Genomic DNA, 23,187 nt, shown 5'->3' with positions numbered 1-23,187 from the left:
CATGCATTCTCGGCATTCTACCGCTATCTCCGCGAGGATTTCGCGGCGCATGCTGTGTTGCACTTCGGCACGCATGGCGCACTCGAATTCATGCCTGGAAAGCAGTCCGGGCTGTCAGCAGCCTGCTGGCCAGACCGACTGATCGGCGATCTTCCGAATCTTTATCTCTACTGCGCCAACAACCCCTCCGAGGGCAGCATCGCGAAGCGCCGGGCCGGCGCCACTTTGATCAGCTACCTGACGCCGCCGCTCGCCCAGGCGGGCCTCTATCGCGGTCTTGTCGATCTGAAGGGATCAATCAGCCGCTGGCGCGGGCTTGAGCCGGATGCCACGGAACGCCACGATCTGGCCCTGCTCGTTCAGGCACAGGCAGCGCAGGTCGATTTGTCAGCGGCAGAGCCTGCCTGGGCCGATCCGGAGCCGGCCATACAAGATCTGCAACGGCGTATCCTTGAGCTCGAATATACGCTGATCCCCCATGGCCTTCATGTCGTGGGCGAAGGGATGGACGCGGAAGCGCGCCGTGAGACGCTTGCCAGTGTTGAGGAGGCTGGAACGACTGCCGACCTCGCTGCCATGGACCGGTTGCTCGCCGAGGACCACGAAATCCCTGCTCTGCTCAGAGCGCTTGACGGGCGGTTTATCCGCCCGGTGCCCGGTGGTGACCTTATTCGGACACCCGCAATCTTGCCAACTGGGCGCAACCTGCACGGCTTCGATCCCTTCCGTATCCCGTCCACATTTGCAGTAAAGGATGGTGCTCGCCAGGCGGCCCTGCTGCTCGAGACCCATACGAGCTCCGGCAAACCCCTGCCAGAGACCGTGGCCTTGGTGCTGTGGGGAACGGACAATCTGAAAAGCGAGGGCGGCCCGGTTTCGCAGGCGCTGGCGCTTCTCGGCGCGGCACCGCGTTTCGACAGTTTTGGACGGCTGTGTGGCGCGTCACTGCTGCCGCTTCAAGACCTCGGCCGTCCGCGCATTGATGTCATGCTGACCCTCTCCGGCATATTCCGGGATCTGCTGCCGTTGCAGACGCGCATGCTGGCTGAAGCCTGCTTCCTCGCCGCCGCCGCGGACGAGCCATCCGAACAGAACTTCGTGCGGAAACATGCGCTGGCCCATATGAAGCAGACCGGCTGTGACCTGGAAACCGCGGCGCTGCGCGTCTTCAGCAACGCCGATGGCGCATATGGCTCAAACGTCAACATGCTGGTGGATAGTGGCCGGTGGGAGGACGAAGACGAGTTGGGCGAGATGTTCGCCAAGCGCAAATGCTTTGCCCATGGCCGCAACGGGCAATCGCAACAGCAATCCGGCATCATGGCTGCGGTGCTGGGTGGCGTCGATCTCGCCTATCAGAACCTCGAATCGGTCGAACTGGGCGTGACCACTGTTGATCATTACTTCGACTCGCTGGGAGGCATCAGCCGCGCCGCTGAGAAACAGCGCGGTGCAGCGGTTCCCGTTTACATCGGCGATCAGACGCGGGGCGCTGGCGTGGTGCGTACGCTTGCCGACCAGGTGGCGCTCGAATCCCGCACGCGGGTGCTGAACCCGAAGTGGTATGAAGGGATGCTGAAGCACGGCCACGAAGGTGTGCGCCACATTGAATGTCATTTGACCAACACGGTCGGCTGGTCCGCGACCACGGGCCAGGTGGCGCCATGGGTCTACCAGCAATTCACACAGACATATGTGCTGGACCAGGCGATGCGCGACCGGCTGGCAGCGCTTAACCCAAAGGCCGCCGTAAAGGTGGTGAACCGGCTGCTCGAAGCGCAGCGGCGCGAATTCTGGCAACCTGATGCCGAAACGCTCGCCGCTCTGCAACAGGCAGGCGAGGAACTCGAAGACAAGCTTGAAGGCATAGGCGTGGAGGCAGCGGCATGACCCTGGTGATCGACCGGAAACCGAAGGCGCGCGTGAACCCGCGCGAAGACGGTGAGGGCAGCGTGCAGGTGCACCTTGACCCCAATGCAACGATCGGCACCGCGAAGGTGTTTTCGGTCTATGGCAAGGGCGGTATTGGCAAGAGCACCACCTCTTCCAACCTCTCAGTGGCATTCTCGAAGCTGGGCAAGCGTGTGCTGCAGATCGGCTGCGACCCCAAGCATGATTCGACCTTCACGCTGACCAAGAGCCTGGTGCCGACGGTCATCGACATTCTGGAACAGGTCGATTTCCATTCCGAGGAGTTACGCCCCGAAGACTTCGTATTCCAGGGCTACAATGGCGTGATGTGCGTCGAGGCCGGCGGCCCGCCGGCGGGAACCGGTTGCGGCGGCGATGTGGTGGGGCAGACGGTGACGCTGCTGAAGGAGCACCCTCTGCTGGAAGATACGGACGTGGTCATCTGCGACGTGCTGGGCGATGTTGTCTGCGGTGGCTTGGCTTCGCCGCTGCAGCACGCTGACCGCGCCCTGATCGTCACGGCCAATGACTTTGACTCGATCTTCGCCATGAACCGCATCGTTGCGGCGATCAACGCCAAGGCGAAGAACTATGGCGTGCGCGTGGGAGGAGTCATCGCCAACCGCTCGAAAGACACCGACCAGATCGACCGCTTCGCCGAAGCCACGGGTCTCAGGCGGCTGGCGCATCTCCCGGATGTCGACGCCATCCGGCTTAGCCGCCTCAAGAAATCGACACTGTTCGAAATGCCACCGAGCCCGGAAGTGGAACACGTACAGAACGAATACATGAGGCTTGCTGCAAGCCTTTGGGCGGGTTCAGAGCCCTGCGACGCGCGCTCCATGAAGGACCGCGACATCTTCGATTTCCTGGGGTTTGACTGATGAGCGACAGCTACCTCGAGCGGCGCGGAGAGATCGAGACCTATTTCGACCGGACGGCGGCTGCCGCCTGGTCCAGGTTGACATCCGACGCGCCGGTGAGCGGCATCCGCGCCACGGTGCGGGCCGGACGTGACAAGATGCGCGCCACGCTGCTCGGCTTCCTGCCACAGGACTTGCGCGGCATGCGGCTTCTCGATGCTGGCTGCGGCACCGGCGCCCTTGCGGTTGAGGCGGCGCGGCGCGGCGCCGATGTGACGGCAGTGGACATCTCACCCACGCTGATCGGCATTGCGCGCGAGCGCCTGCCGGAGCGCCTGGGCGATGGCCGCATCCATTTTATCGCCGGTGACATGCTCGACCGGAAACTGGGCACGTTCGATCAGGTGGTGGCGATGGACTCGCTCATCCACTACAGCCTGCCTGACATGGTCGGCATGCTCACGCGGCTGGCCGAGATGAGCCGCGGCGGAGTTCACTTCACCTATGCGCCCCGCACCCCGGCTCTGGCCGCCATGCACATGATCGGGAAAGTCTTTCCGCGGGGTGACCGGTCGCCCCGCATCGTCCCACATCCGACGCCGTCGCTCCACAACGCCGTCCGCCACCATGAGCGGCTAGGCGGCTGGCGGCTGGGCCGCGATATCCGCATTTCGAGTGGCTTCTACATTTCCCATGCCCAGGAGATGACCCGCGCATGAGGAAGCTCAACCGCGGCATGATGGCAGGTTGGCAGTCCCTCGGACCGCGCTTCCTTCCCTTTGCCGATGCAGCGACTGCGGATCTGCCATTGGGCCGCCTGTTACGGCTGTCAATGTTCCAGATCTCGGTTGGCATGGCGCTGGTTCTGCTGACAGGTACGCTCAACCGGGTGATGATCGTTGAACTCGGCGTACCGGCCTGGCTTGTCGGTCTCATGGTTTCCTTGCCGATCGTGTTTGCGCCATTCCGTGCGCTGATAGGACTCAAGTCCGATACTCACAGGTCGCTGCTTGGCTGGCGGCGCGTGCCATACATCTGGTTCGGCACGCTGATGCAGTTCGGCGGCTTCGCCATTTTGCCCTTCGCGCTTCTCCTGCTCACCGGACAAGGCCACGGCTCCGCCGTCTGGGGACAGGTCGGCGCTGGCCTCGCCTTCCTGCTCATCGGCGCGGGGATCAACGTCACCCAAACGGCGGGCCTTGCATTGGCCAATGATCTCGCGCCGCCAGAGTCCCGCCCTCGAGTCGTCGCTCTGCTTTATGTCATGTTGCTCGTCGGCATGGTGCTGAGCGCGCTTGTATTTGGCAGCCTGCTCAGCGACTTCACCGCCGTGGAACTGATCCAGATCATCCAGGCCGTTGCCGTCATCACCGTGGTACTGAATGTCGCCGCCATGTGGAAGCAGGAGGCCCGCAACCCCGCACTGACCACACCAAAAGGGCCGCGGACCAGCATGGCGGAGGCCTGGGGCAACTTCGCCCGCGCTGGCCGCGCCAAACGCCTGCTGGTGACTGTGGGGTTGGGCACCGCCGCCTTTAGCATGCAGGACATTCTGCTCGAGCCATTCGGCGGCCAGGTCTTCGGCATGGATGTTGGTCAGACCACCTGGCTCACCGCCACGCTGGCCGGAGGTACGCTCGCCGGTTTTGCGATCGCCGCGCGCCGGCTCAGCCGCGGCGGAGACCCCTACCGGCTAGCCGCGCTCGGCATCCTCGCGGGCATAGCGGCATTCGCCGGGGTCATCTTCTCGCCACTTCTCGAACTGGCAGCCCTATTCCAGACAGCAACCTTCTTCATCGGGCTGGGTGGCGGCTTGTTTGCCGTCGGCATGCTGACCGCGGCCATGGACCTCGCTTCCAGCGGCTCCGGATTGCTGAGCGGATTTGCGCTCGGCGCATGGGGTGGCGTACAGGCTACCGCGGCCGGACTCGCAGTCGGCGTCAGCGGCGTGCTGCGAGACCTCGTATCAACCCTTGCCGAACAAGGCGCGCTCGGCGCGGCCTTCAGTGGGCCGGCCGCCGGCTATCTCTTTGTCTACCACATCGAAATCCTGCTGCTCTTTGCAACCCTTGTGGCCATCGGGCCCATGGTTCGCGGCGGAGCAAGACGCATCATCAGACAGCCGGGCTTTGGCCTGGCGCAATATCCAGGCTGATCGAAGGAGAACGCCCATGTCAGCAGCCTTCACCCAATATGTCGATGTCGCACAGGTGGTGCTCTATCTCTTCTGGGGCTTCCTTGCGGTGATCCTCATCTATCTCCACCGCGAGAATAAACGCGAGGGCTACCCGCTCGAGTCTGACCGCTCGGGCCATGTCGTCGTACAGGGCTGGCCGCCGGTGCCGGCGCCGAAAACCTATCTTCTGGCGGACGGCTCCACCGTGAAAGCGCCACGTGCCCAGCCTTATGACGCGCGCCCCGTCAAGGCGACGCCGATTGGTCCATGGCCAGGCGCCCCGCTTGAACCCGATGGTGACCCGTTGGTCGATGGCGTTGGACCAGCTGCCTATGCAGAGCGTCTTGATATTCCGGACGCCACCTTCCACGGCACACCGAAACTGGTGCCGCTGCGCAACGCCAAGGATTGGCATATCGAGCAGCGCGATCCTGACCCGCGCGGCATGCGGGTGATAGCCGCGGATGGCAAGGTGGGTGGCGTGGTCAAGGATGTCTGGGTCGATGTGGCCGAATACATCATGCGCTACCTCGAAGTAGAGGTGAGCGACAAGGAAGGCAACCGCCGCAATGTTCTGCTGCCGGCGACCCTCTCCCGTATCTCCGGCTCGCGCCGGGAGGTCGGGGTCAAGTCCATCACCTCAAAGCAGTTCCTGAAGGTGCCTGGAACCCGCAACCCGGATGTCGTCACGCGGCTCGAGGAAGACCGCATCTGCGCCTATTATTCAGGCGGCCACCTCTATGCCACACCGGAACGGGCCGAGCCGCTGGTATGAGCACAGACCACGACGATTTCGCTTTCGAGCCGGTGCGCGGCCTTCCTGCCTTGCTGCCGCCAGGCGAGCGCATGCTTTGGCAGGGTTCACCGCGCTGGCAGGACCTGGCGGTGCATGCCTTTCACGCCCGGAAAGCGATCTGGTACTTCGCGGCGCTTGCCGCCTTCTCGGCCACGCTGCGGCTTGCCGAGGGCGCTACCCTCGATGCCGCCATGCGGCCCTTCGGCTGGCTTGTTCCGATGGGCCTTGCTGCTGCGGGGTTGCTCGCGGGACTAGCCTATCTCAGCGCACGAACCACCGTCTATACCATCACCAGCAAGCGGCTGGTGATGCGCATCGGTATGGCGGTGCAAGTCAGCATCAATTTGCCTTTCACCCAGATCGACAGCGCAGCGCTGCGTCTGTTCGGAAATGGGTCCGGCGATATCCCGCTCAAGATCACCAAGAAGGAGCGTCTTGCCTATCTGCTCCTCTGGCCGCACGCCCGGCCGTTCCACTTCACCCACCCGCAACCCTGCCTCAGGGCAATCCCCGAGGCTGACCGGGTTGCCGGCTTGCTTGCAGCCGCACTCGCCGGCCAGGCTCCGGCCCCGCTCAGCGAAACCGCCAGGGCAGCGGGTTCATCCCTTACCCAGCAACCGGCAGCCGCCTGAGATGACAAACGTCCGCGCCCCCGTCCCGCTCACCAAGCTGCCGCTGGCCGTCGCATTTGGCATTGCCGCCCTCGCCTTCATTGCGGTGGCGGGCGCACGGCTTTCGGGGTTCACCCCGCAACCGGCGGTCACCGAGGCCCAGATCGTGCAAAGCCGGCTCATCCGCTTCGAGGCCTCGGAAGCAGGTGAGATAAAGGTACTTGACGCCAAGACCGGCGCGGTCATCGCCAATGCAGGCCGTGAAGGCTTCGTCCCTGGCGTGTTGCGCGGCCTTAACCGCATACGCCGCAACGCCGAAGCCGACCTCGCGCATGCCTGGCGGCTCGAAAAGCTTGAGAACGGACAAGTGATGTTGACCGACACCGCAACAGGTGTCAGCCTCGACCTCAACGCCTATGGCCATGCCAATGCCCGGGTCTTCGACAACTTCCTAGTAGCAAGAGGAGACAACAGCTGATGCTTAATCCCTTCGCTCCCGCCGGCACCGAAGAGGTGATGTGCACCGTGCACGTGGTAAATACCTTCGAAAGCCTGGCCGCGCATGTCGAACTGGACGGCGGCGTCACCGTCGAACCGGGTGACGCGGTGTTGGTTCATGGCAAACCGATCATTGTGCCCTATGGCGAGACCGCCATCGAACGGCGCAAGGCCACCATCACACGGGCCAACTGGCTCGAACGAAAGTGGACGAAGATGACGGGTGATCTCGAATTCATGGAACTTTTGGAATTCAGCTTCTCGGGGGAAGAGCTATGACCATTGAAAATCTCGGAATCAGGCCTGCGGACACGCTCGCAAAAGCGCAGGAATCGACGGTTTTGAGCCCGCGCTTCTACACCACCGACTACAAGGCGCTTGACAGCCTTGACGTCACGCCGGTGCGCAAGGAGTGGGACGCGCTCATCGCCGAAATGCAGAGCGATCCCAATAAGACCCACTTCAAACGTAACGCGGAATGGGACCATGTGACGCTTGAAAGCATGCCCGAAGGCCTGCGGAAGGAGTTTGTGGATTTTCTCGTGAGCTCGCTCACCGCCGAGTTCTCCGGCTGCGTGCTCTACGCCGAGATGCGCAAGCGCGGCACCAACCCCGACATGTGCGAGCTGTTCCGGCTGATGAGCCGGGATGAATCCCGCCACGCCGGGTTCATCAACGACACGCTGAAGGACTTCAAGATCGGCGTTGACCTGGGCTTCCTGACCAAAACCAAGAAATATACCTTCTTCAAGCCGAAGTTCATCTTCTACGCGACCTATCTATCGGAGAAGATTGGTTACGCCCGCTACATCACAATCTACCGCCACCTGCAGCAACATCCGGAGCGGCGCATCCACCCGATCTTCAAGTGGTTCGAGAAATGGTGCAATGACGAATTCCGCCATGGCGAGGCTTTTGCGCTGATCATGCGGGCCCACCCAGAACTGCTGAGCGGGATCAACAAGCTTTGGGTGAAGTTCTTCCTGCTTGCGGTGTTCGCCACCATGTATGTCCGCGATCACCAGCGACCGCATTTCCATGCCGCGCTTGGCATCGACCCCGACGAATACGGCTACAAGGTCTTCAAGATCACGTCCGAGATCTCACGGCAGGTGTTTCCGCTGGAACTCGACATCGACAACCCCGCCTTCTTCGCGGGTCTGCAAAGACTGCAGCGGATCAACGAGCGCGCCGCGCGCTGGCAGAAGCAGGGCGGGCTTGCCAAGCTGTTTGGCAAACCAGCGACGGTCCTGTCGGCGGGCTGGACCATGCTCCGCCTGTTCGCGATTCCCGCCAAGACCAACGAACTGCCTGGCAATGTCCGGCTAGCGCCAACGTGGTGATGCGCCATCGATGAGCTACCTGTTGCCGATGGCCTTCGCCCTTTTCCTCTGGTGGTTCTCCACCGGGCTGATCTTCTACCTCGATCAGCTGCCGGTGCGCACCTTCAAGTGGACGATGGCCGGGGCAACCGCCGTGCTGGCAGCTGCGCTTTACGCAATATGGGCAAGCGCCGGAGACCAATCGGCGTTTGCAGTCTACGCGGCCTTTACCGCCGGGCTGCTGGCCTGGGGGTGGCAGGAGGTGAGCCTCTACACGGGATTCGTCACAGGGCCGCGCAAGCATGCCTGCGGGGCGGGATGCAGCGGCTGGCGGCATTTTGGCCATGCCATTGCCGTCAATCTCTGGCACGAAGTCGCGATCGTTGTTGTGGCCGTGGTGATCCTCAGCCTCACCTGGGACAGTCCAAACCAGTGGGGCCTTTGGGTCTATCTTCTGTTGTGGGCCATGCATTTGAGCGCCAGGCTCAATGTTTTCCTGGGTGTCCGCAACGTGAGCGAGGAGTTCGTGCCGCCGCATATGGCGGTGCTGAAAAGCTTCCTCACCCGTAAGCCGATGAACCTGTTGTTTCCCTTCTCGATCACCGCGGCAACGGCCGGAACCCTCTTGCTGTTCCAGCAAGCGCTTGCGGCCGAGACCATGGCTGACCGGACGGGTTATTCGCTGCTCGCCGCCCTGGCTGGCCTCGCCGTTCTCGAGCACTGGCTGCTGATGCTGCCGCTACCGGTTGAAAAGCTCTGGCGCTGGAGCCTGCCGCACCGGCCAGGCGCGGCAAAATCCCACAAATCCGTTCCACCCCGTATCGACTATACCGCCCTGAACACCAAACTCACGCCCTGAGGAAAGCCGGCGCTGCGCCGTCCAGAGAGGACAAGATGGATTACGAGAGCTTCTTCAAATCGGAACTGGAGCAACTCCGCAACGAGGGACGCTACCGGGTATTTGCCGATCTCGAGCGCAAGGCCGGGCAGTTTCCACGCGCCACCCATCATGGCGCCGGGAAGAAAGACATTACCGTTTGGTGTTCAAATGACTATCTCGGCATGGGGCAAAACGCAAAGGTGCTCGCCGCCATGCACGAAGCGCTGGACCGCTGCGGAGCGGGCGCCGGCGGGACGCGCAACATCTCCGGGACGAATCACTACCACGTGGAACTCGAACATGAGCTGGCCGATCTTCACGGCAAGGAATCGGCCTTGCTGTTCACATCGGGCTATGTTTCGAACTGGGCCGCATTGGGAACACTGGCGAGCGCCCTTCCCAACTGCATGGTCTTTTCGGACGCCGGCAATCACGCCTCGATGATCGAAGGTATCCGCCACAGCCGCGCCGAACGCGACATCTTCAAGCATAATGATGTGGCGGATCTCGAACGGCTGCTCAAGTCCGCAGACCCCGCCCGGCCTAAACTGATCGCTTTTGAGTCGGTCTATTCGATGGACGGCGACATCGGGCCGATCAAGGAAATCTGCGACATCGCCGACCGCTACAACGCCATGACCTATCTCGACGAAGTGCATGCGGTTGGCATGTACGGCCCACGCGGCGGCGGCATTGCCGAGCGCGAGGGACTCATGGACCGCCTCACGGTGATCGAAGGTACGCTCGGCAAGGCTTTCGGCGTGGTCGGTGGCTATATCACCGGCTCGGCGGCGCTCTGTGACTTCGTGAGAAGCTTCGCATCTGGCTTTATCTTCACCACCGCGCTGCCGCCCGCCGTGGCGGCGGGCGCCGCCGCCTCGATCCGCCACCTGAAAGCCAGCGAGATGGAGCGCATGCGCCACAAGGAACGCGTGGCCAAGCTGCGCCGCAAGCTGGACCAGGCTGGTGTGCCCTACAAGGCGAACGCCAGCCACATTGTGCCCGTGATGGTGGGTGACGCCAAGAAGTGCAAATGGATCAGCGATATCCTGCTGGAGCGCTACGCCATCTATATCCAGCCCATCAACTATCCCACCGTGCCACGCGGCACCGAACGCTTGCGCATCACGCCCACCCCGCTTCATTCCGAAGCCGACATGGACCATCTGGTTTCGGCACTATCGGAACTGTGGTCACAATGCGCCCTGGCCCGCGCGGTGGCATGACGGGCTGTTGATCTCGCTGGTCATACCCGCGTAAGAAGGCTTTCCAATGGGAGCCCGTGACATGCCGCAGTGGATCATTCTCTGGGTGGTTGCCGCCATCCTGTTCCTGGTTATCGACATGGTGTGGCTTCTGTGGCTCGGCCGCAGCATCTATGTCACGGAAATCGGCGACATCCTCCGCCAACCGCCCAATTTCGCGGCCGCCGGAGCCTTCTACATCCTCTATATTACCGGCCTGATGATCATGGTCATCTGGCCCGCCGTTCAGGCCCAGTCGGCCTGGCAAGGGCTCGTCTATGGCGCGCTGCTGGGCCTCATTGCCTACGGCACCTACGACCTTACGAATCTTGCGGTGATGAAGGGTTTCACCACCAGGATCGCCATTATCGACATGCTCTGGGGCACGGTTCTGACCGGAAGCGTCTCCGCCCTCACGGTCGCCGCGGCGACCCGGTTTTTCGCACGGTAGCTAGGGCAACTGGTCGAACGTCTCCAGCGCCTTTGCCGCATAAACGGCCCCCGGCCCGCCCGCCATCTCCACCGACACTGCCAGCATCTCTGCCAGTTCGTCGCGCGTTGCCCCGTGTTTCTTGGCTGCCGCCGCATGATAGATGATGCAGTCCTCACAACCCTTGGCCACCGCAATTGCAACCGCGGTGAGCTCCTTCATGGCAGGCGATATCTTGCCCGCGCGGGTGGCCGCCGTTGCAAGGCCGTTGAAGGCCATCATGGTCTGCTTTTCGGCCTCGAACAGGTTCAGCAACCGGGCATTCACACCGTCGAGCTTTTCCTTCGCATCCGCCATGGCTATCTCCCTCTCAGAACAGCGCCTTGCCATTCTCTTTCGAGAAGGCATGCCACTTTGCTGTATTGACCGTCATGTAGCAGGTCTGCCCCTCCTCGCCCATGAATTCCGTCGAGGTCTTGACGCGGATGCGGCTGTCGTCGAGGTCGACATCGACGATCATGTCGCCCCCAAGAAGCTCAGTAACGAAAATCTTGCCGGTCACATGTTCCTTTTCAGGCTTGGTCATGGAGATCGACATGGCATCCGGCCGGACACCCATGCGCAGCGCGTTGGGCCTTGCGCCAGACGCGATCAGCCGCTGCTGCTCAGGCGTCACGGGGATCGAGAAATTCGGGTGGATGAAGTGGGTATGGCCAGCCTTGTCCTGCAGGCCAACATCAACGAAATTCATCGCCGGTTCGCCCACGAAGCCAGCCACCCAGGCATTGACCGGCTTGTTGTAAACCTCACGCGGCGTGCCCAGCTGCTGCAATTCACCCTCATGCATAACCGCGATCATGTCAGCCATCGACATAGCCTCGAGCTGATCATGGGTCACATAGATCATGGTGGTCCCGAGTGTGCGCTGAAGATGCTTGATCTCACCGCGCATATGGGCCCGGAGCTTGGCATCCAGATGCGCGATAGGCTCATCGAAGAGGAACAGATTGGGTTCCCGCACGATTGCGCGGCCGATAGCCACGCGCTGCTTTTGCCCGCCAGACAGTTCCTGCGGGCGCCGCTCCAGCAAATGCGAGATCTCGAGGAGCTTGGCGGCCGCCGTGACCCGCTCCCTGATCTGGTCCTCACTCTGGCCGCGCAGCCGCAGTGGGTTCGCCATGTTGTCGTAAACGCTCTTATGCGGATAGAGCGCATAGTTCTCGAACACCATGGCCACGTCACGGTCCTTTGGGGCCAGCTCGTTGATCGGCTTCTCGTCGAACAGGATTTGTCCGGACGTAATGTGTTCAAGTCCAGCAACCATGCGCATGGTCGATGACTTACCGCAGCCCGACGGCCCAAGGATCGACAGGAACGATCCATCCGGGCATTCGATGTTGAGGTCCTTCACGGCGGGAAGATTGCCGTACTTCTTCCAGACATTCCTGAATGAAACTTTAGCCATTGCCAGCTCCTGCTATTCCTTGACCGCGCCCATGGTGAGGCCGGTAACGAGGTATTTCCGGATCACGAGGCCCAGGAACATCATCGGCAGCGTGGTCACAACGCCGGCCGCCATGATCTGGCCCCATTGGATGTTTTGCGGCTGCACCAGCTCGCGCGTTGCGGCAGGTAGCGTCTTGGCGCCACCCGATCCGATGATCGCCGCGAAGAGATAATCATTCCAGGCAAAGAGGATGCAGAGCACCACGAAGGCGCCAATACCCGGGGCAACAAGCGGCAGGATAGCACGAAACGCCTGCAGGCGCGTGGCGCCATCCACCATCTGCGCTTCCTCGATTGCGTAGGGCACGTTGTCAAAAAAGCCCTTGAGGATCCAGATGGCGAAGGGAAGGTTGAAGGTGGTGTAAGCGAGGATCAGGCCAGGCAGGGTGCCAACCAGCTCCAGCTCCCGGAAAATCCAGTAAAGCGGGACCATGACCGCCACGACGGGCGCCATGCGGGTCGAGATGATCCAGAAGAAGAGGTCCTTCTTGCCACGGAAATCGATGCGCGACAGCGAATAGGCACACATCGACCCCAACACCACCGAAACCACCGCCGAGCCGCCGGCCGCGACCAGCGAGTTGAACAGGTAGGTGGAGAAGCCGAGATTGGCGAAGAGTTCATAATAGTGCTTCGTTGTCGGCGTGAACTCGAAGAACACCTTCACGCCCGCCCAGTCGCCGACCTCTGGAAGCTTGAAGGCTTCCAGCAGGTCCTTGAAGGACGACATGAACATGATGAAGATCGGCAGTACCGTCCACACCACGTAGAAGGCGATGAAGACAGCGGCGAACCATCGGAACGCCTTGGTAAGGCCGGTATCGTATTCGATCACTTCGCGCGAGGCCATGACTTACCCTTTCTTCGGCTGGCCGCGCTCGAAGACGCGGACCAGAATCATGCCAAGGATGATGGTGACGATGAGCAGAGTGAAGGCGATCGCCGCACCACGCCCCAGCTTGAAGAACTTGAACGACACCTCGAACAGATAGACGGGCAGTATCTTCGTGGCATTGCCAGGGCCGCCGCCGGTGAGCACCAAGATCGAGTCGATGAACCTGAAATTGTCCATGAAGCGCAGCACAATGGCGATCAGCAGCACCGGGTACAGATTGGGCAGCGTCACCGAGACGAAGTTGCGGATCGGCGAGGCGCCGTCCACCATGTTGGCTTCCAGCTGATCCTGCGGCACGCGCTTGAGGCCGGCCAGCGTAATGAGTGTGATCAGCGGCGTCCATTGCCAGACGTCCACCAGCACAATGCCGATCATTGCCGTGTTGGGGCTCGCCAGGATCGATTTGGGCCCCAGGATGCCGAGACTCTGCAGCAGCCAGTGGTACCAGCCAAAGGTGCCGTTATACAGGAAGTACCAGACCATGCCGGCCACCAGCGGCGCCATCATCATGGGCATCAGCAGTGTCGTGACCAGGACTTTCTCATACCGGGAGCCGTTGAGCGCCACCGCCAGGAACACGCCGATGACGATCTGCAGGAACAGGCACATGGCGCTGTATTGGATCAGCAGCACCCAGCCCATGATGTACCGCGTATCGCTTGGCAGCTTCAGGTAGTTGGCGAAATTGTTCCACTCGATCTTGCCGATGTCGACATCATGCAAGCTCATGTAGATCATCCAGAAGAATGGATAGATCGAGATGAAGGCCAGAACCAGGATGGCCGGCGCCATGAGCATGAAGTAATAGCCCTTGGAGGCCGCCGGATTGATGGTTGGCGGTTCCGCGGCTACAGCGGAAACAGGCCGTGACTCCACGCTGTCCGGGATTTGCCGGACACGGAACAAGTCAATCGACTGGCCACCGTGCGCCTTCTTGCCGGCAGCCGCGGCTGGCATGGTTGTATCGGTCATCGTGATCCCTCGGGGATGAGGAGAAGGGTTCCGGCGGCCGTATACGGCCGCCGGTTATTCAGGTGGTGCGGGATCAGCCCGCGCCGTTCAGCTCGTCGAGCTGGGTCTGGATCGACTTCGCGGCCTCTTCCGGAGACTGCTCGTTCGACAGGCACTTCTGGACTTCCGCCGCCAGGATCGAGTGATACTCGTTGGCATTGGGAATCTTGGGCCCGAGCACGAAGTGCGGGTTCTTGATGCCGTAGTTATAGACGGCGTCAAAAGTCAGCGCGTTCGGCATGGTTGTCGGCCGCTGCTGCGCCTTCTTCACTTCGTCGATTTCCAGAACCGCCTTGCGGGTCGGCGTACCGCCGAGGCCCTTCAGCACGTTGAACTGATTGTTCTTGGAAACCGACCAGATCGCGAAGATGTAAGCGGCGCGCTTCAGGTCCTCGGAGGCATTGCCATTGATGCCGATGCCGCCGATGCCGCAGTTGGTGCCATTCACCGCTTCGCCGCCGTTCTTGATCCACTTGGCGTCGCCCTTCGGGCATGGCGCATAAGCGGTCTTGCCACCGGCCGCGCGCGAGGTCTTCTCGTCCTCGATCGAGGCGGCGAACTCGTGATACTGTGTCTGCATCGCGATGTTGCCGGCCTGGTAGACGGTGTTGAGCTCCAGCGTGCCGTTGGCCAGATTGTCCGGGTGGCAGACATCCGCCAGCTCCTTGAACTTGGTCAGCATGGCGATGGAAGACTCGTCGCCCCAGTTGGTCTTGCCCGGCTCCTTCGAGCCGTAAACGTCGTCGATGTTCCAGTCCATCCAGCGGCCGTTGGCGAACAGGAAGCGCTGAATGTCCAGCTGCGTCGTCCAGGCGAAGGAACCCTGGTGCTGGGCGTAGCCATACGGCACGTCCTTGCCGGCTTCCTTGGCCTTCTTGAAGAAGGCCGCCATGTCGATGACGTTTTGCCAGGTCGAGTCCTTGTTGAACTCCAGGCGGTAGCCATATTCGGCTTCGAAATCCTTGGAGTTGGCCTCGAACAGGTCCTGACGGTAGAAGGTGCAGGCCACCGCGCAGTCATACGGCAGGGCGATGATCTTCTCCTTGTCGTAGAAACGGCCGCAGGCCGAAAGGAAGTTGTCGAACCAGGCCTCGTCGCCGTAACCATCCGCATCCTGCGGCAGCGTCGAGTCGCCGAACAGCGGCGTCATGTCAGCGTAGAACTCGCCAAAGGGAGCGCCGATTGGCTTGTCCTGCACGTAGTTCAGGACATAGTCCGCCTTGCCGCCGCGAAGGTCGATGCCGACCTTCTGCTGAACAACCGGCAGGTCGTCGGTGAGAATGGTCACCTCGATGCCCGTGAGATCGGTGAAGGCCTTGATGTTGTCGCGGATGGCGAATGACGGCGGGGTGTTCTCGGACATGAACACCAGCTTCGAGCCGGCATACTGCTTCCACTTCGCATCGTCGGAGGAGGCCGCCTGCACCCGGCTGCGGGTGATGGTGGAGCCCAGGCCCAGCGTCATGGACCCTACGCCGAGGGCCGATGCCGCCCCGCCGCCCAGTTCAAGGAACTTGCGGCGGCTGATGCGCTTATAGACTGCATTCTTAGGTATCGAAAACATGTGCGTTTTCTCCCATGTTGATTTTAAAGACTACTCTGTGGATTGCGCGAGACGGCACGCCGTTGGCGGGTCGCTCCCGAGGAAGACTTCAGGCGTTTTTGCGTCTTGTTCCTCCTTTCCCGGGCCGTACCAACGGCTTGTTGAGACTTCCAGTTACGAACCTGCAATGTGCGCCTTGATGAGGGCGTTCACATCATTGGCCTTTTCCATAAACACCATGTGGCCAGCACCCTCGATGACATGCACCTTGGCGCCCGGCAGCTTGGTGGCGTGGGCGGCGGGAATGATCTGGTCCTCCTTGCCCCAGATGATGAGCGTCGGCGGCAGCTTTCCGGAGAGCCCCGCTGCCGGCGCGTCCTGCTGCTTGCGGCCGCCGAACAGAGCCGCCGACAGGTTCTTGAGAACCGCCTCGACGCCATCCAGCCGCTTGTATTTCAGCACATCGTCAACCAGCTGACGGCTCACCAGGCTCTTGTCGGCGAACAGCTGCTCGAGCACCGGCTTCAGGTCCTTGCGGCCCTGGGCGGCAACATACTCGTCCACGTAGCTGCCGATTTCGGAGCCGAGGCCGGCCGAGCAGATCAATGTCATCGACTTCACCTTCGCGGGGTAGTCCGCCGCCATCTGCATGGCGATGGCGCCACCCATCGAATGGCCGACCAGATTGGCCCTGGAGATGCCGAGCTTGTCCATGAAGCTCGCCACCGCGGCCGCCATGGCCTTCAAGCCGGGTTTCTCGAGCTTCTTGACCGACTGGCCATGCCCCGGAAGATCGAGCGCGTAAACGGTGGCCTTCTCTCCCAGCGCATCGATGTTGAAGAGCCAGTTATCAAGATCGCCGCCGAAGCCGTGGATCAGGATCACGGTCTCGTCGCCCGCGCCACGCTTGGCATAGCGGAGGTTTCCGGCCGAGGTTTCCACGAACTCATATTTCGGACCCTGCTCCTCCTCGTCTTCCTCGGCTGAGGGGGTCACGTAGGAGGCCACGAACGCGTCGATTTCCGAGTCCGGAACCGCCGGATCAGCGATGACGCCGAGCAGCGTCTTCACCGGATAGACGGTGTCGGCCTGGCCGACGCGCCTTCTCAGCACGCCGGCCTCATGCGCCTCGACGGACCCCGCGATCTTGTCGGTCTCGACCTCGAGGATCGCGTCGCCGGGATTGATCTTCGAGCCATCCTCCAACAGCCAGCCCGTCACCTTTCCCTCCTTCATGGAGAGGCCCCACTTGGGCATGACGATCGGCACGATACGGGTATCGGTCATAGTCACTTCCTCACTTCGTTCTTTCGCTGTCTCAGTGCGCCATCGACTTCTTCACCGCCTTGGCGATGGCGTCCGCCGACGGGATGTAGAGGTCTTCCAGGACCGGCGAGAACGGTACCGGCGTGTGTGGCGCGGTCACCATCTGAACCGAGCCCTTGAGCGCCTTGAAGCATTCCTGGCTGACCATCGCCGAAACGTCGGCGGCGATCGAGCAGCGCGGATTGGCTTCATCGACGCAGATTACGTGGCCGGTCTTCTCGGCGCTGTCGATCACCGTATCCCAATCGATGGGTGACAGCGTGCGAAGGTCGATCACCTCGCATTCAACGCCCTGCTTGGCGAGCCCGGCGGCGGCTTCCATGGCGCGGTTCACCATCATGCCGTAAGTCACGATGGTGGCGTGCTTTCCTTCCCGAACCACATTGGCTTCGCCGAACGGAATGGCATAGGACTCGGCTGGCACCTCGGTCTCGAGGCCATAGAGGTTCTTATGCTCGCAGAAGATCACAGGATCGTTGTCGCGGATCGACTGGATAAGCAGACCCTTGGCGTCATAAGCGTTTGACGGACACACCACCTTGAGGCCCGGGATATGCACGAACAGCGGCGTCAGCATCTGGCTGTGCTGGGCCGCGGCGCGGAAGCCCGCCCCCACCATGGCGCGGATGACGACCGGAGTCTCCGCCTTGCCGCCGAACATATATTTGAACTTGGCGGCCTGGTTGAAGATCTGGTCGAAACAGACGCCCATGAAGTCCAGGAACATCAATTCCGCGACCGGGCGCATGCCACAGGCGGCGGCCCCGATAGCGGCGCCAATGTAAGCCGATTCCGACAGCGGCGTGTCGAGCAGCCGTCCCTTGTGCTTGGCGTTGAGGCCCTTGGTGACGCCGAGCACGCCGCCCCACGCGTCCTCCTCGCCCTGGCCGCCGGCGCCGCCGACGATGTCCTCGCCCATCACGATCACACTGGGATCGCGGGCCATTTCCTGATCGAGCGCCTCGTTGATTGCCTGGCGCATGCTGATCTTGCGTGCCATTTGCTTAATCTCCCTTCGGATCAGTAGCTGACGTAGACGTCGGTGAGGAGGTCCGCCGCGGTGGGCAGTGGCGCCGCCTTTGCGAAGGCGACAGCCTGCTGAATCTCGGCCACCACCTCGCGGTCGATGGCGTCGAGTTCAGGGCGGCTGATCACGCCCGCCTCGTTGACGCGCTGCGAGAACATCTTGATGCAATCCTTGTTGGTGCGGATGTCCTCGAGTTCGCCCTTGGCGCGGTAGGTCTGCTGGTCACCTTCAAAGTGACCAAACATGCGGATCATCTTGCACTCCAGAAGCGCCGGGCCGCCGCCTTCGCGGGCCCGCTTGATGATCTCGCCCGCCGCTTCGTAGACGGCGAAGAAATCGAGCCCGTCAACGGTGACGCCGGGAAGGCCGAAGCCAGCCGCGCGGTCGACATAGGAGTCAACCGCCACCGCGTAGTCGCGGGAGGTCGATTCAGCGTATCCGTTGTTCTCGACAACAAAGATCGCCGGAAGATTCCAGACTGCCGCGAGGTTGAGGCTTTCAAGGAAGGTACCCTGGTTCGAGGCGCCGTCACCCACAAAGGAGATGGCAACGCCGCCGTCGCCACGGTACTTGGCGGCCAGCGCCGCGCCACAGACCAGCGGCGCACCGGCGCCGAGGATGCCGTTGGCGCCCATCATGCCCTTGGACAGGTCGGCGATGTGCATGGAGCCGCCCTTGCCGCGGCAGGATCCGGAGATCTTGCCATAGATTTCCGCCATCATCTCCTTGGGGTCGACGCCCTTGGCGATGCAATGGCCATGGCCACGGTGAGTGGAGGCAATGCGGTCCTTGTCCTCAAGGTGCATCATGATGCCGGTGCCGGCGGCTTCCTCGCCGGCGTAGAGGTGAACGAAGCCCGGAATGTCGCCCTTCGCGAAATCCGCGTGCAGGCGTTCCTCGAACTCGCGGATGGTCCGCATGGTTCGATAGGCCTTGAGCAGACCTGCCTTGTCCAGCGGGAAAATCCCGGCTGTGCTGTTCGGAGCAGTCATCTAGTGTCCTCCCATAGGTTCAGATGTTGACTTCGGTTTCACGCGCATCAGGCCGTGACGCGAGGCGTACTGCATGCAGCCGCTCACGTTCACGGTTCTGAAGGCATTCGGCATGAGTTCGATGCTCACATCGTCGTCGCGCGTGAAGGAGAGTTCGCGCTCGCCGTCGAGCGCGATCGAGCCGTCGGTGATCGACGGGCGGTATTTCACATTGGGCTTCATGTCCTCGAAGCCACGGATACCGATGCCGCGCACATAGCCGGGTGCGATCGGCGTATCGAGGATGATGCTGGCCTCGTCTTCCGGGGCCATGCGCACCAGCAGACCATTGGGGTCAAGCCGCGTTACCGGCTTGAGCAACCCGGCAATCGCCGACATGCCGATGACTTCGGGATCGGCGAAGGTCACGAACAATTCACGGAACGTCTCGGTACGCCACAGGGCGCGCGCTCCGATGTAACGCTCGGTGACCACGGCGACGTCGACCAGCGCAATCTCTTCCTGGGCCCCTACCCGCACGATGATCTTCTTGTTCGGCAGGAAGGCTTCGGCGGCTGGAACCTTGCCAGACACGGCGAGGCCAACAGCCAACCCGGTGATGGTGGGTTCGCGATGTTCGGGGAACGCGTTGTTGGTGCCCGTCGAAATCCCGGCAATGGGAACATCGCCACAGCCAGTGACAACCGCCCGGTGCGTGCCGTCGCCACCCAGCACAACGATAGCTTTGACACCCTTTTCCTTCATCAGGCGGGCGGCCTTCAGCGTATCCTCGACCGTACCAGAGATTTTGTAGTCGAGATATTCGACCGCAGGAAAATGCTTCAGCCCCTGGTTCTCCGCCCGATCGATGCCACGGCGGACGTGATGCCGGATGCCGCCATTTTCCGGCATCATGTAGACATGATCGACGCCACAGGCCTTCACGCAGGAGAGCACCCGCAGCACGATATTGGCGCGATCGGTGATCTGCAGCGCCGTGGCATTGGCAATGACGCGCCGGATGTCTCTCGCGGAGACCGGGTTGGCGATGATGCCGATGGCGTTGCTCATATGACGACAGTTACCCTCAAGAAGACTCTGATCGTGGTTCAGCAAGTCCCATGCCATTGTGCGACTGCGAAGTACTTGGCCAGAAACTAAGCCAAGCAGCGCAACAAGGTGTTCGCGATTGCGAGAAGAAGCGAAACACCTGCAACACCTGTTGCGGCGGCCGCCACAGGTGTGGCGCTACGTTGCGCGCGGCGGCAGGCTGACGCCGAGACGGCGCATGCGGCGGTGAAGGGTCGTGCGATCAATGCCCAGAACCCGCGCCGCTGCTGAAACATTCCAGTTGGCGCGGCGGAGTTCCTCACGGAGTACTGCCGCATCATCGCCGCCCGCTCCCTCGGACTGGACACCGGCTGTGGCAGCATCCTCGAAGCTGCGTCGAAACACCTGATCGGGGAGATCGTCGACAACGATCTCGGGATCAGTAGCGACGGCACAGGCGAAATCGATCACATTCACCAGCTCCCGGATGTTGCCGGGCCAGTTGTGCGCGGCGAGGACGCCCAGAGCCGGCGCCGAGAGGCTGCGAGGCGTACCATCGGAGAGCGGGCGCTTTTCAAGCAGTTGCGTCACCAGCCATTCCAGATCGGTCCGCGCCCGGAGCGGCGGCAGGGCGATATTCACCCCGTTGAGCCGGAAGAACAGATCCTCGCGGAACTGGCCCTGCTTCACCAGGCCCAGAAGATCGCGGTGCGTGGCGGCAATCACCCGCATGTCGACGGAAGTCGGCTTTGAGCCTCCCACCGGCGTCACCTCACGCTCGGCCAGCACGCGCAACAACCGTGTCTGGGAACTCAACGGCATGTCGCCGATTTCGTCGAGGAACAGCGTGCCGCCATGGGCCTCACGGATCAGGCCTTTCTTGCCCTTGGCCAGCGCCCCGGTGAACGACCCGCTTTCATAGCCGAACAACTCGCTTTCGATGAGGTTCTCCGGCAGAGCCGCGCAGTTCACTGGAATGAAAGGTCCTCTGGCCCGGGCGCTGGCCTGATGAATGGCCTTGGCGAGAAACTCCTTGCCGGTGCCGGTCTCGCCATTCACCAGGATGCTCATGTCGGTATTGAGAAGCCGCGACAGCTTCTTGAGGCTCTTCTGGATTGAGGGATCATCGCCGGCCACCGCCTTGAGCGAGGAATGCAGCTTGTAGTCTTCCTGCGCCATCGCGTTTGGCAGCACGCGAATGGTCTTTGGTGGCACGACCTGGATGAACAGGTTCCTCCCCGAAGCCCGCAACCGGATGACGTTTCTTTCGATGGAATGCGACGCAACAAAACGCGTTAGGCTGTCAATCTCGCAATCAAATGCATCGCTGATGGGCCGCCCAAGAAATGATGCGCTCTCTCGCCAGTTTGCACCGAATTCCTCGGCCAGCAGACGCGCCCCGAAATTGTTGAAGCCGATGATCCGGCCCACGGAATCGAGAACCAATACATATTCCGTGTCAACTTCAGCGAGCGCCCGGTTCGAGGTCAGCTTGACGATCCAGCTGCGCGAGCAGGAGCGGATCAGATTGGCCGTTTCGATCCGGTGCGCAAAACTCTTGACCATCTGCAAGGCCAGAAACTGGCTGGTCTTTTCCTCTGGGGAGGTGAGTGCTGCCACGTCCAGAATTGCCGCCAGGCGGCCCGTTGCGTCAAAGATCGGGGCCGCCGTACAGGTCAGCGGAATATGGGTCGCATCGAAGTGATCGCTCTTGTGGACGACGAGCGCCTCGCCGGTTGCAATGGTGGTGCCAACGCCGTTGGTGCCGGCCTGGGTCTCGCTCCAGTCAAAGCCGTGATGAAGACCGGCGGATCTCGCTTTTTCGGAAACCGCCGGATCGCCGATATAGTCCACGGTGATGCCGTTCTGGTCGGTGAGCAACAGCAGATAGCCCAGCCCGGATATCTGGCTGTACAGGGCCTCGACGCCGAGCCGCGCCGTCCGCAGAAGCTCCTCCATGGCGTCGCGGTGCTCGCGGAGCCGGTGTTCCTCCACGATCTGGGCCGGACGCATCACGGTGGGATCGAGCTTGTGATTGTCGATGCAGCGAAGCCAGGACTTCAGGATCAGATCATCGCGCGCCGTGTGGCGGCCTTCCGCGGCACGGATCAACTCCTCAATGTGCTCGGTATAGGCTGATGCCATAACCCTACTCATGAACTGATCGAGTATCGGGTCTGCAACTTTCGCCTGTCAAGTCCACATAAATGTGATTTATTGCGTCCGGGTTCGGGCGCCAATCCAATGGTTTCAAACGCGCCGGCACAGCCGGGCGTGGACAATGCAGGGCGAACGGTGTGATCTTGGATAAGGTTTCGCAGGCCGAGGAGAAGGAAATGTTGCAATGACATGGATGACCGACAGCTACATGGCGCGGCGGGGTATCGCCAAGGGCCAGCCCGGCAAGACCCATCACCTCAACAAGGCCGTGCAGGGTGAGTACCACTTTGTATACGGGCCTTATGCCAAGCCCGTGATGACCATCAACCCGGGCGATATCGTGGTGGCCGAAACCGAGGACGCTTTCGGCGGCGCCATCAAGACAGAAAGGGACCTTCCCTCGCAGAAGCTCAACATGCCCTTCGTCAACCCCCAATGCGGGCCAATCGCCGTGGAGGGCGCCGAGCCGGGCGATGTCTTGTGTGTGTCGATCCACTCGATCCTGCCGCGCGGCCCCCAGCCCGTTGGCACCTCCGCCTTGATCCCGGAATTCGGCGGCCTCGTGTCCAATAGCCAGACAGCCATGCTGAACCCGCCACTGCCCGAGCGGGTCATGAAATATGAAGTCACAGAGAAAGGGGTGAAGTTCAGTGACCGGGTCATGCTGCCCTATGAGCCATTCATCGGCACGCTGGGCGTCTCGCCGCTGATCGAGGCCGTGCTCTCGCTGCAACCGGACTACTGGGGCGGTAACATGGACCTGCCGGACATGGCGCCCGGCGCCATTGCCTATTTCCCTGTGCTGCACAAGGACGCCTACCTCTATCTGGGCGATTGCCACGCCCGCCAGGGCGATGGCGAGCTTTGCGGCGTCGCCGTCGAAATGCCCTCGACCACCACCGTGCAGGTCGATCTGATCAAGAAGTGGCCGATTTCCTGGCCCCGGCTTGAGAATGAACAGTTTATC

At 61.8% G+C, this 23,187-nt stretch carries 23 protein-coding genes; 13 read left to right on the top strand and 10 right to left on the bottom strand.

The genetic code is table 11. The features are described from left to right. From ACKOED_RS05585 to ACKOED_RS05530, 12 genes are all read left to right on the top strand, one after another. The coding region (locus tag ACKOED_RS05585; protein ID WP_408915595.1) for a cobaltochelatase subunit CobN at nt 1-1,890 on the top strand (1,890 nt) is incomplete at its 5' end. Beyond that, nucleotides 1,887-2,795 carry a ferredoxin:protochlorophyllide reductase (ATP-dependent) iron-sulfur ATP-binding protein gene (gene bchL / locus ACKOED_RS05580; RefSeq protein WP_408915594.1) on the top strand — a complete coding sequence of 303 codons (909 nt, stop codon included), beginning with the start codon at nt 1,887-1,889 and terminating at the stop codon, nt 2,793-2,795. The genes ACKOED_RS05585 and bchL, both read left to right, overlap by 4 nt. Beyond that, complete coding sequence (bchM, locus tag ACKOED_RS05575) at nt 2,795-3,493, top strand: magnesium protoporphyrin IX methyltransferase (RefSeq protein ID WP_408915593.1); 699 nt, start codon at nt 2,795-2,797, stop codon at nt 3,491-3,493. Before bchL ends, bchM begins: the two co-directional genes overlap by 1 nt. After that, nucleotides 3,490-4,929, top strand: a complete 1,440-nt coding sequence (locus tag ACKOED_RS05570; RefSeq protein ID WP_408915592.1) for a BCD family MFS transporter — start codon at nt 3,490-3,492, stop codon at nt 4,927-4,929. Before bchM ends, ACKOED_RS05570 begins: the two co-directional genes overlap by 4 nt. 16 nt (nt 4,930-4,945) lie before the next feature. Further along, a complete protein-coding gene (puhA, locus tag ACKOED_RS05565) occupies nt 4,946-5,725 on the top strand; it encodes a photosynthetic reaction center subunit H (RefSeq protein ID WP_408915591.1) in 780 nt (259 codons plus the stop codon). Then, nucleotides 5,722-6,378, top strand: a complete 657-nt coding sequence (puhB, locus tag ACKOED_RS05560; RefSeq protein WP_408915590.1) for a photosynthetic complex putative assembly protein PuhB — start codon at nt 5,722-5,724, stop codon at nt 6,376-6,378. The genes puhA and puhB overlap by 4 nt, the downstream gene beginning before the upstream one ends. Nucleotide 6,379: 1 nt before the next feature. Continuing rightward, on the top strand, nt 6,380-6,835 hold the full coding sequence (puhC, locus tag ACKOED_RS05555; RefSeq protein WP_408915589.1) for a photosynthetic complex assembly protein PuhC: 456 nt from the start codon (nt 6,380-6,382) through the stop codon (nt 6,833-6,835). Next, on the top strand, nt 6,835-7,134 hold the full coding sequence (locus ACKOED_RS05550) for a hypothetical protein (protein WP_408915588.1): 300 nt from the start codon (nt 6,835-6,837) through the stop codon (nt 7,132-7,134). Before puhC ends, ACKOED_RS05550 begins: the two co-directional genes overlap by 1 nt. Next, complete coding sequence (gene acsF / locus ACKOED_RS05545) at nt 7,131-8,198, top strand: magnesium-protoporphyrin IX monomethyl ester (oxidative) cyclase (protein WP_408915587.1); 1,068 nt, start codon at nt 7,131-7,133, stop codon at nt 8,196-8,198. Before ACKOED_RS05550 ends, acsF begins: the two co-directional genes overlap by 4 nt. A 10-nt stretch (nt 8,199-8,208) precedes the next feature. Further along, entirely contained in the window at nt 8,209-9,036 is an 828-nt protein-coding gene (puhE, locus tag ACKOED_RS05540) for a putative photosynthetic complex assembly protein PuhE (protein WP_408915586.1), read from the top strand. 35 nt (nt 9,037-9,071) lie between these two features. Next, entirely contained in the window at nt 9,072-10,283 is a 1,212-nt protein-coding gene (gene hemA, locus ACKOED_RS05535; RefSeq protein ID WP_408915585.1) for a 5-aminolevulinate synthase, read from the top strand. A gap of 61 nt (nt 10,284-10,344) precedes the next feature. Then, nucleotides 10,345-10,752 carry a DUF2177 family protein gene (locus ACKOED_RS05530; protein ID WP_408915584.1) on the top strand — a complete coding sequence of 136 codons (408 nt, stop codon included), beginning with the start codon at nt 10,345-10,347 and terminating at the stop codon, nt 10,750-10,752. On the opposite strand, the gene ACKOED_RS05525 is transcribed toward ACKOED_RS05530, so the two are convergent. From ACKOED_RS05525 to ACKOED_RS05480, 10 genes are all read right to left on the bottom strand, one after another. After that, entirely contained in the window at nt 10,753-11,088 is a 336-nt protein-coding gene (locus ACKOED_RS05525; protein ID WP_408915583.1) for a carboxymuconolactone decarboxylase family protein, read from the bottom strand. Nucleotides 11,089-11,101: 13 nt separating this feature from the next. After that, nucleotides 11,102-12,196 carry an ABC transporter ATP-binding protein gene (locus ACKOED_RS05520; RefSeq protein ID WP_408915582.1) on the bottom strand — a complete coding sequence of 365 codons (1,095 nt, stop codon included), beginning with the start codon at nt 12,194-12,196 and terminating at the stop codon, nt 11,102-11,104. 12 nt (nt 12,197-12,208) lie between these two features. After that, nucleotides 12,209-13,087: a carbohydrate ABC transporter permease gene (locus ACKOED_RS05515; RefSeq protein WP_408915581.1), complete on the bottom strand. Its 879-nt coding sequence runs from the start codon at nt 13,085-13,087 to the stop codon at nt 12,209-12,211. A gap of 3 nt (nt 13,088-13,090) precedes the next feature. Continuing rightward, nucleotides 13,091-14,104, bottom strand: coding sequence for a carbohydrate ABC transporter permease (locus ACKOED_RS05510; protein WP_408915580.1), 1,014 nt, complete (start codon nt 14,102-14,104; stop codon nt 13,091-13,093). A gap of 73 nt (nt 14,105-14,177) precedes the next feature. Next, complete coding sequence (locus tag ACKOED_RS05505) at nt 14,178-15,707, bottom strand: extracellular solute-binding protein (RefSeq protein ID WP_408915579.1); 1,530 nt, start codon at nt 15,705-15,707, stop codon at nt 14,178-14,180. A gap of 153 nt (nt 15,708-15,860) precedes the next feature. Beyond that, nucleotides 15,861-16,973 (bottom strand): acetoin dehydrogenase dihydrolipoyllysine-residue acetyltransferase subunit, encoded by a 1,113-nt coding sequence (locus ACKOED_RS05500; protein WP_408915578.1) that lies wholly within the window; start codon nt 16,971-16,973, stop codon nt 15,861-15,863. 31 nt (nt 16,974-17,004) lie between these two features. Further along, on the bottom strand, nt 17,005-18,012 hold the full coding sequence (locus tag ACKOED_RS05495) for an alpha-ketoacid dehydrogenase subunit beta (protein WP_408915577.1): 1,008 nt from the start codon (nt 18,010-18,012) through the stop codon (nt 17,005-17,007). Between the two features lie 20 nt (nt 18,013-18,032). Further along, nucleotides 18,033-19,031: a thiamine pyrophosphate-dependent dehydrogenase E1 component subunit alpha gene (locus ACKOED_RS05490; RefSeq protein WP_408915576.1), complete on the bottom strand. Its 999-nt coding sequence runs from the start codon at nt 19,029-19,031 to the stop codon at nt 18,033-18,035. Then, nucleotides 19,032-20,081: an ATP-NAD kinase family protein gene (locus ACKOED_RS05485; RefSeq protein ID WP_408915575.1), complete on the bottom strand. Its 1,050-nt coding sequence runs from the start codon at nt 20,079-20,081 to the stop codon at nt 19,032-19,034. 177 nt (nt 20,082-20,258) lie between these two features. Then, a complete protein-coding gene (locus tag ACKOED_RS05480; protein WP_408915574.1) occupies nt 20,259-22,205 on the bottom strand; it encodes a sigma-54-dependent Fis family transcriptional regulator in 1,947 nt (648 codons plus the stop codon). Between the two features lie 199 nt (nt 22,206-22,404). On the opposite strand from ACKOED_RS05480, the gene ACKOED_RS05475 reads away from it, so the two are divergent. Next, the coding region (locus ACKOED_RS05475; RefSeq protein WP_408915573.1) for an acetamidase/formamidase family protein at nt 22,405-23,187 on the top strand (783 nt) is incomplete at its 3' end.

This window comes from Aestuariivirga sp. (genome assembly GCF_046093005.1).
In the GTDB taxonomy this organism is placed as follows: domain Bacteria; phylum Pseudomonadota; class Alphaproteobacteria; order Rhizobiales; family Aestuariivirgaceae; genus Aestuariivirga.
This window is presented reverse-complemented; position numbering and strand designations above follow the sequence as displayed.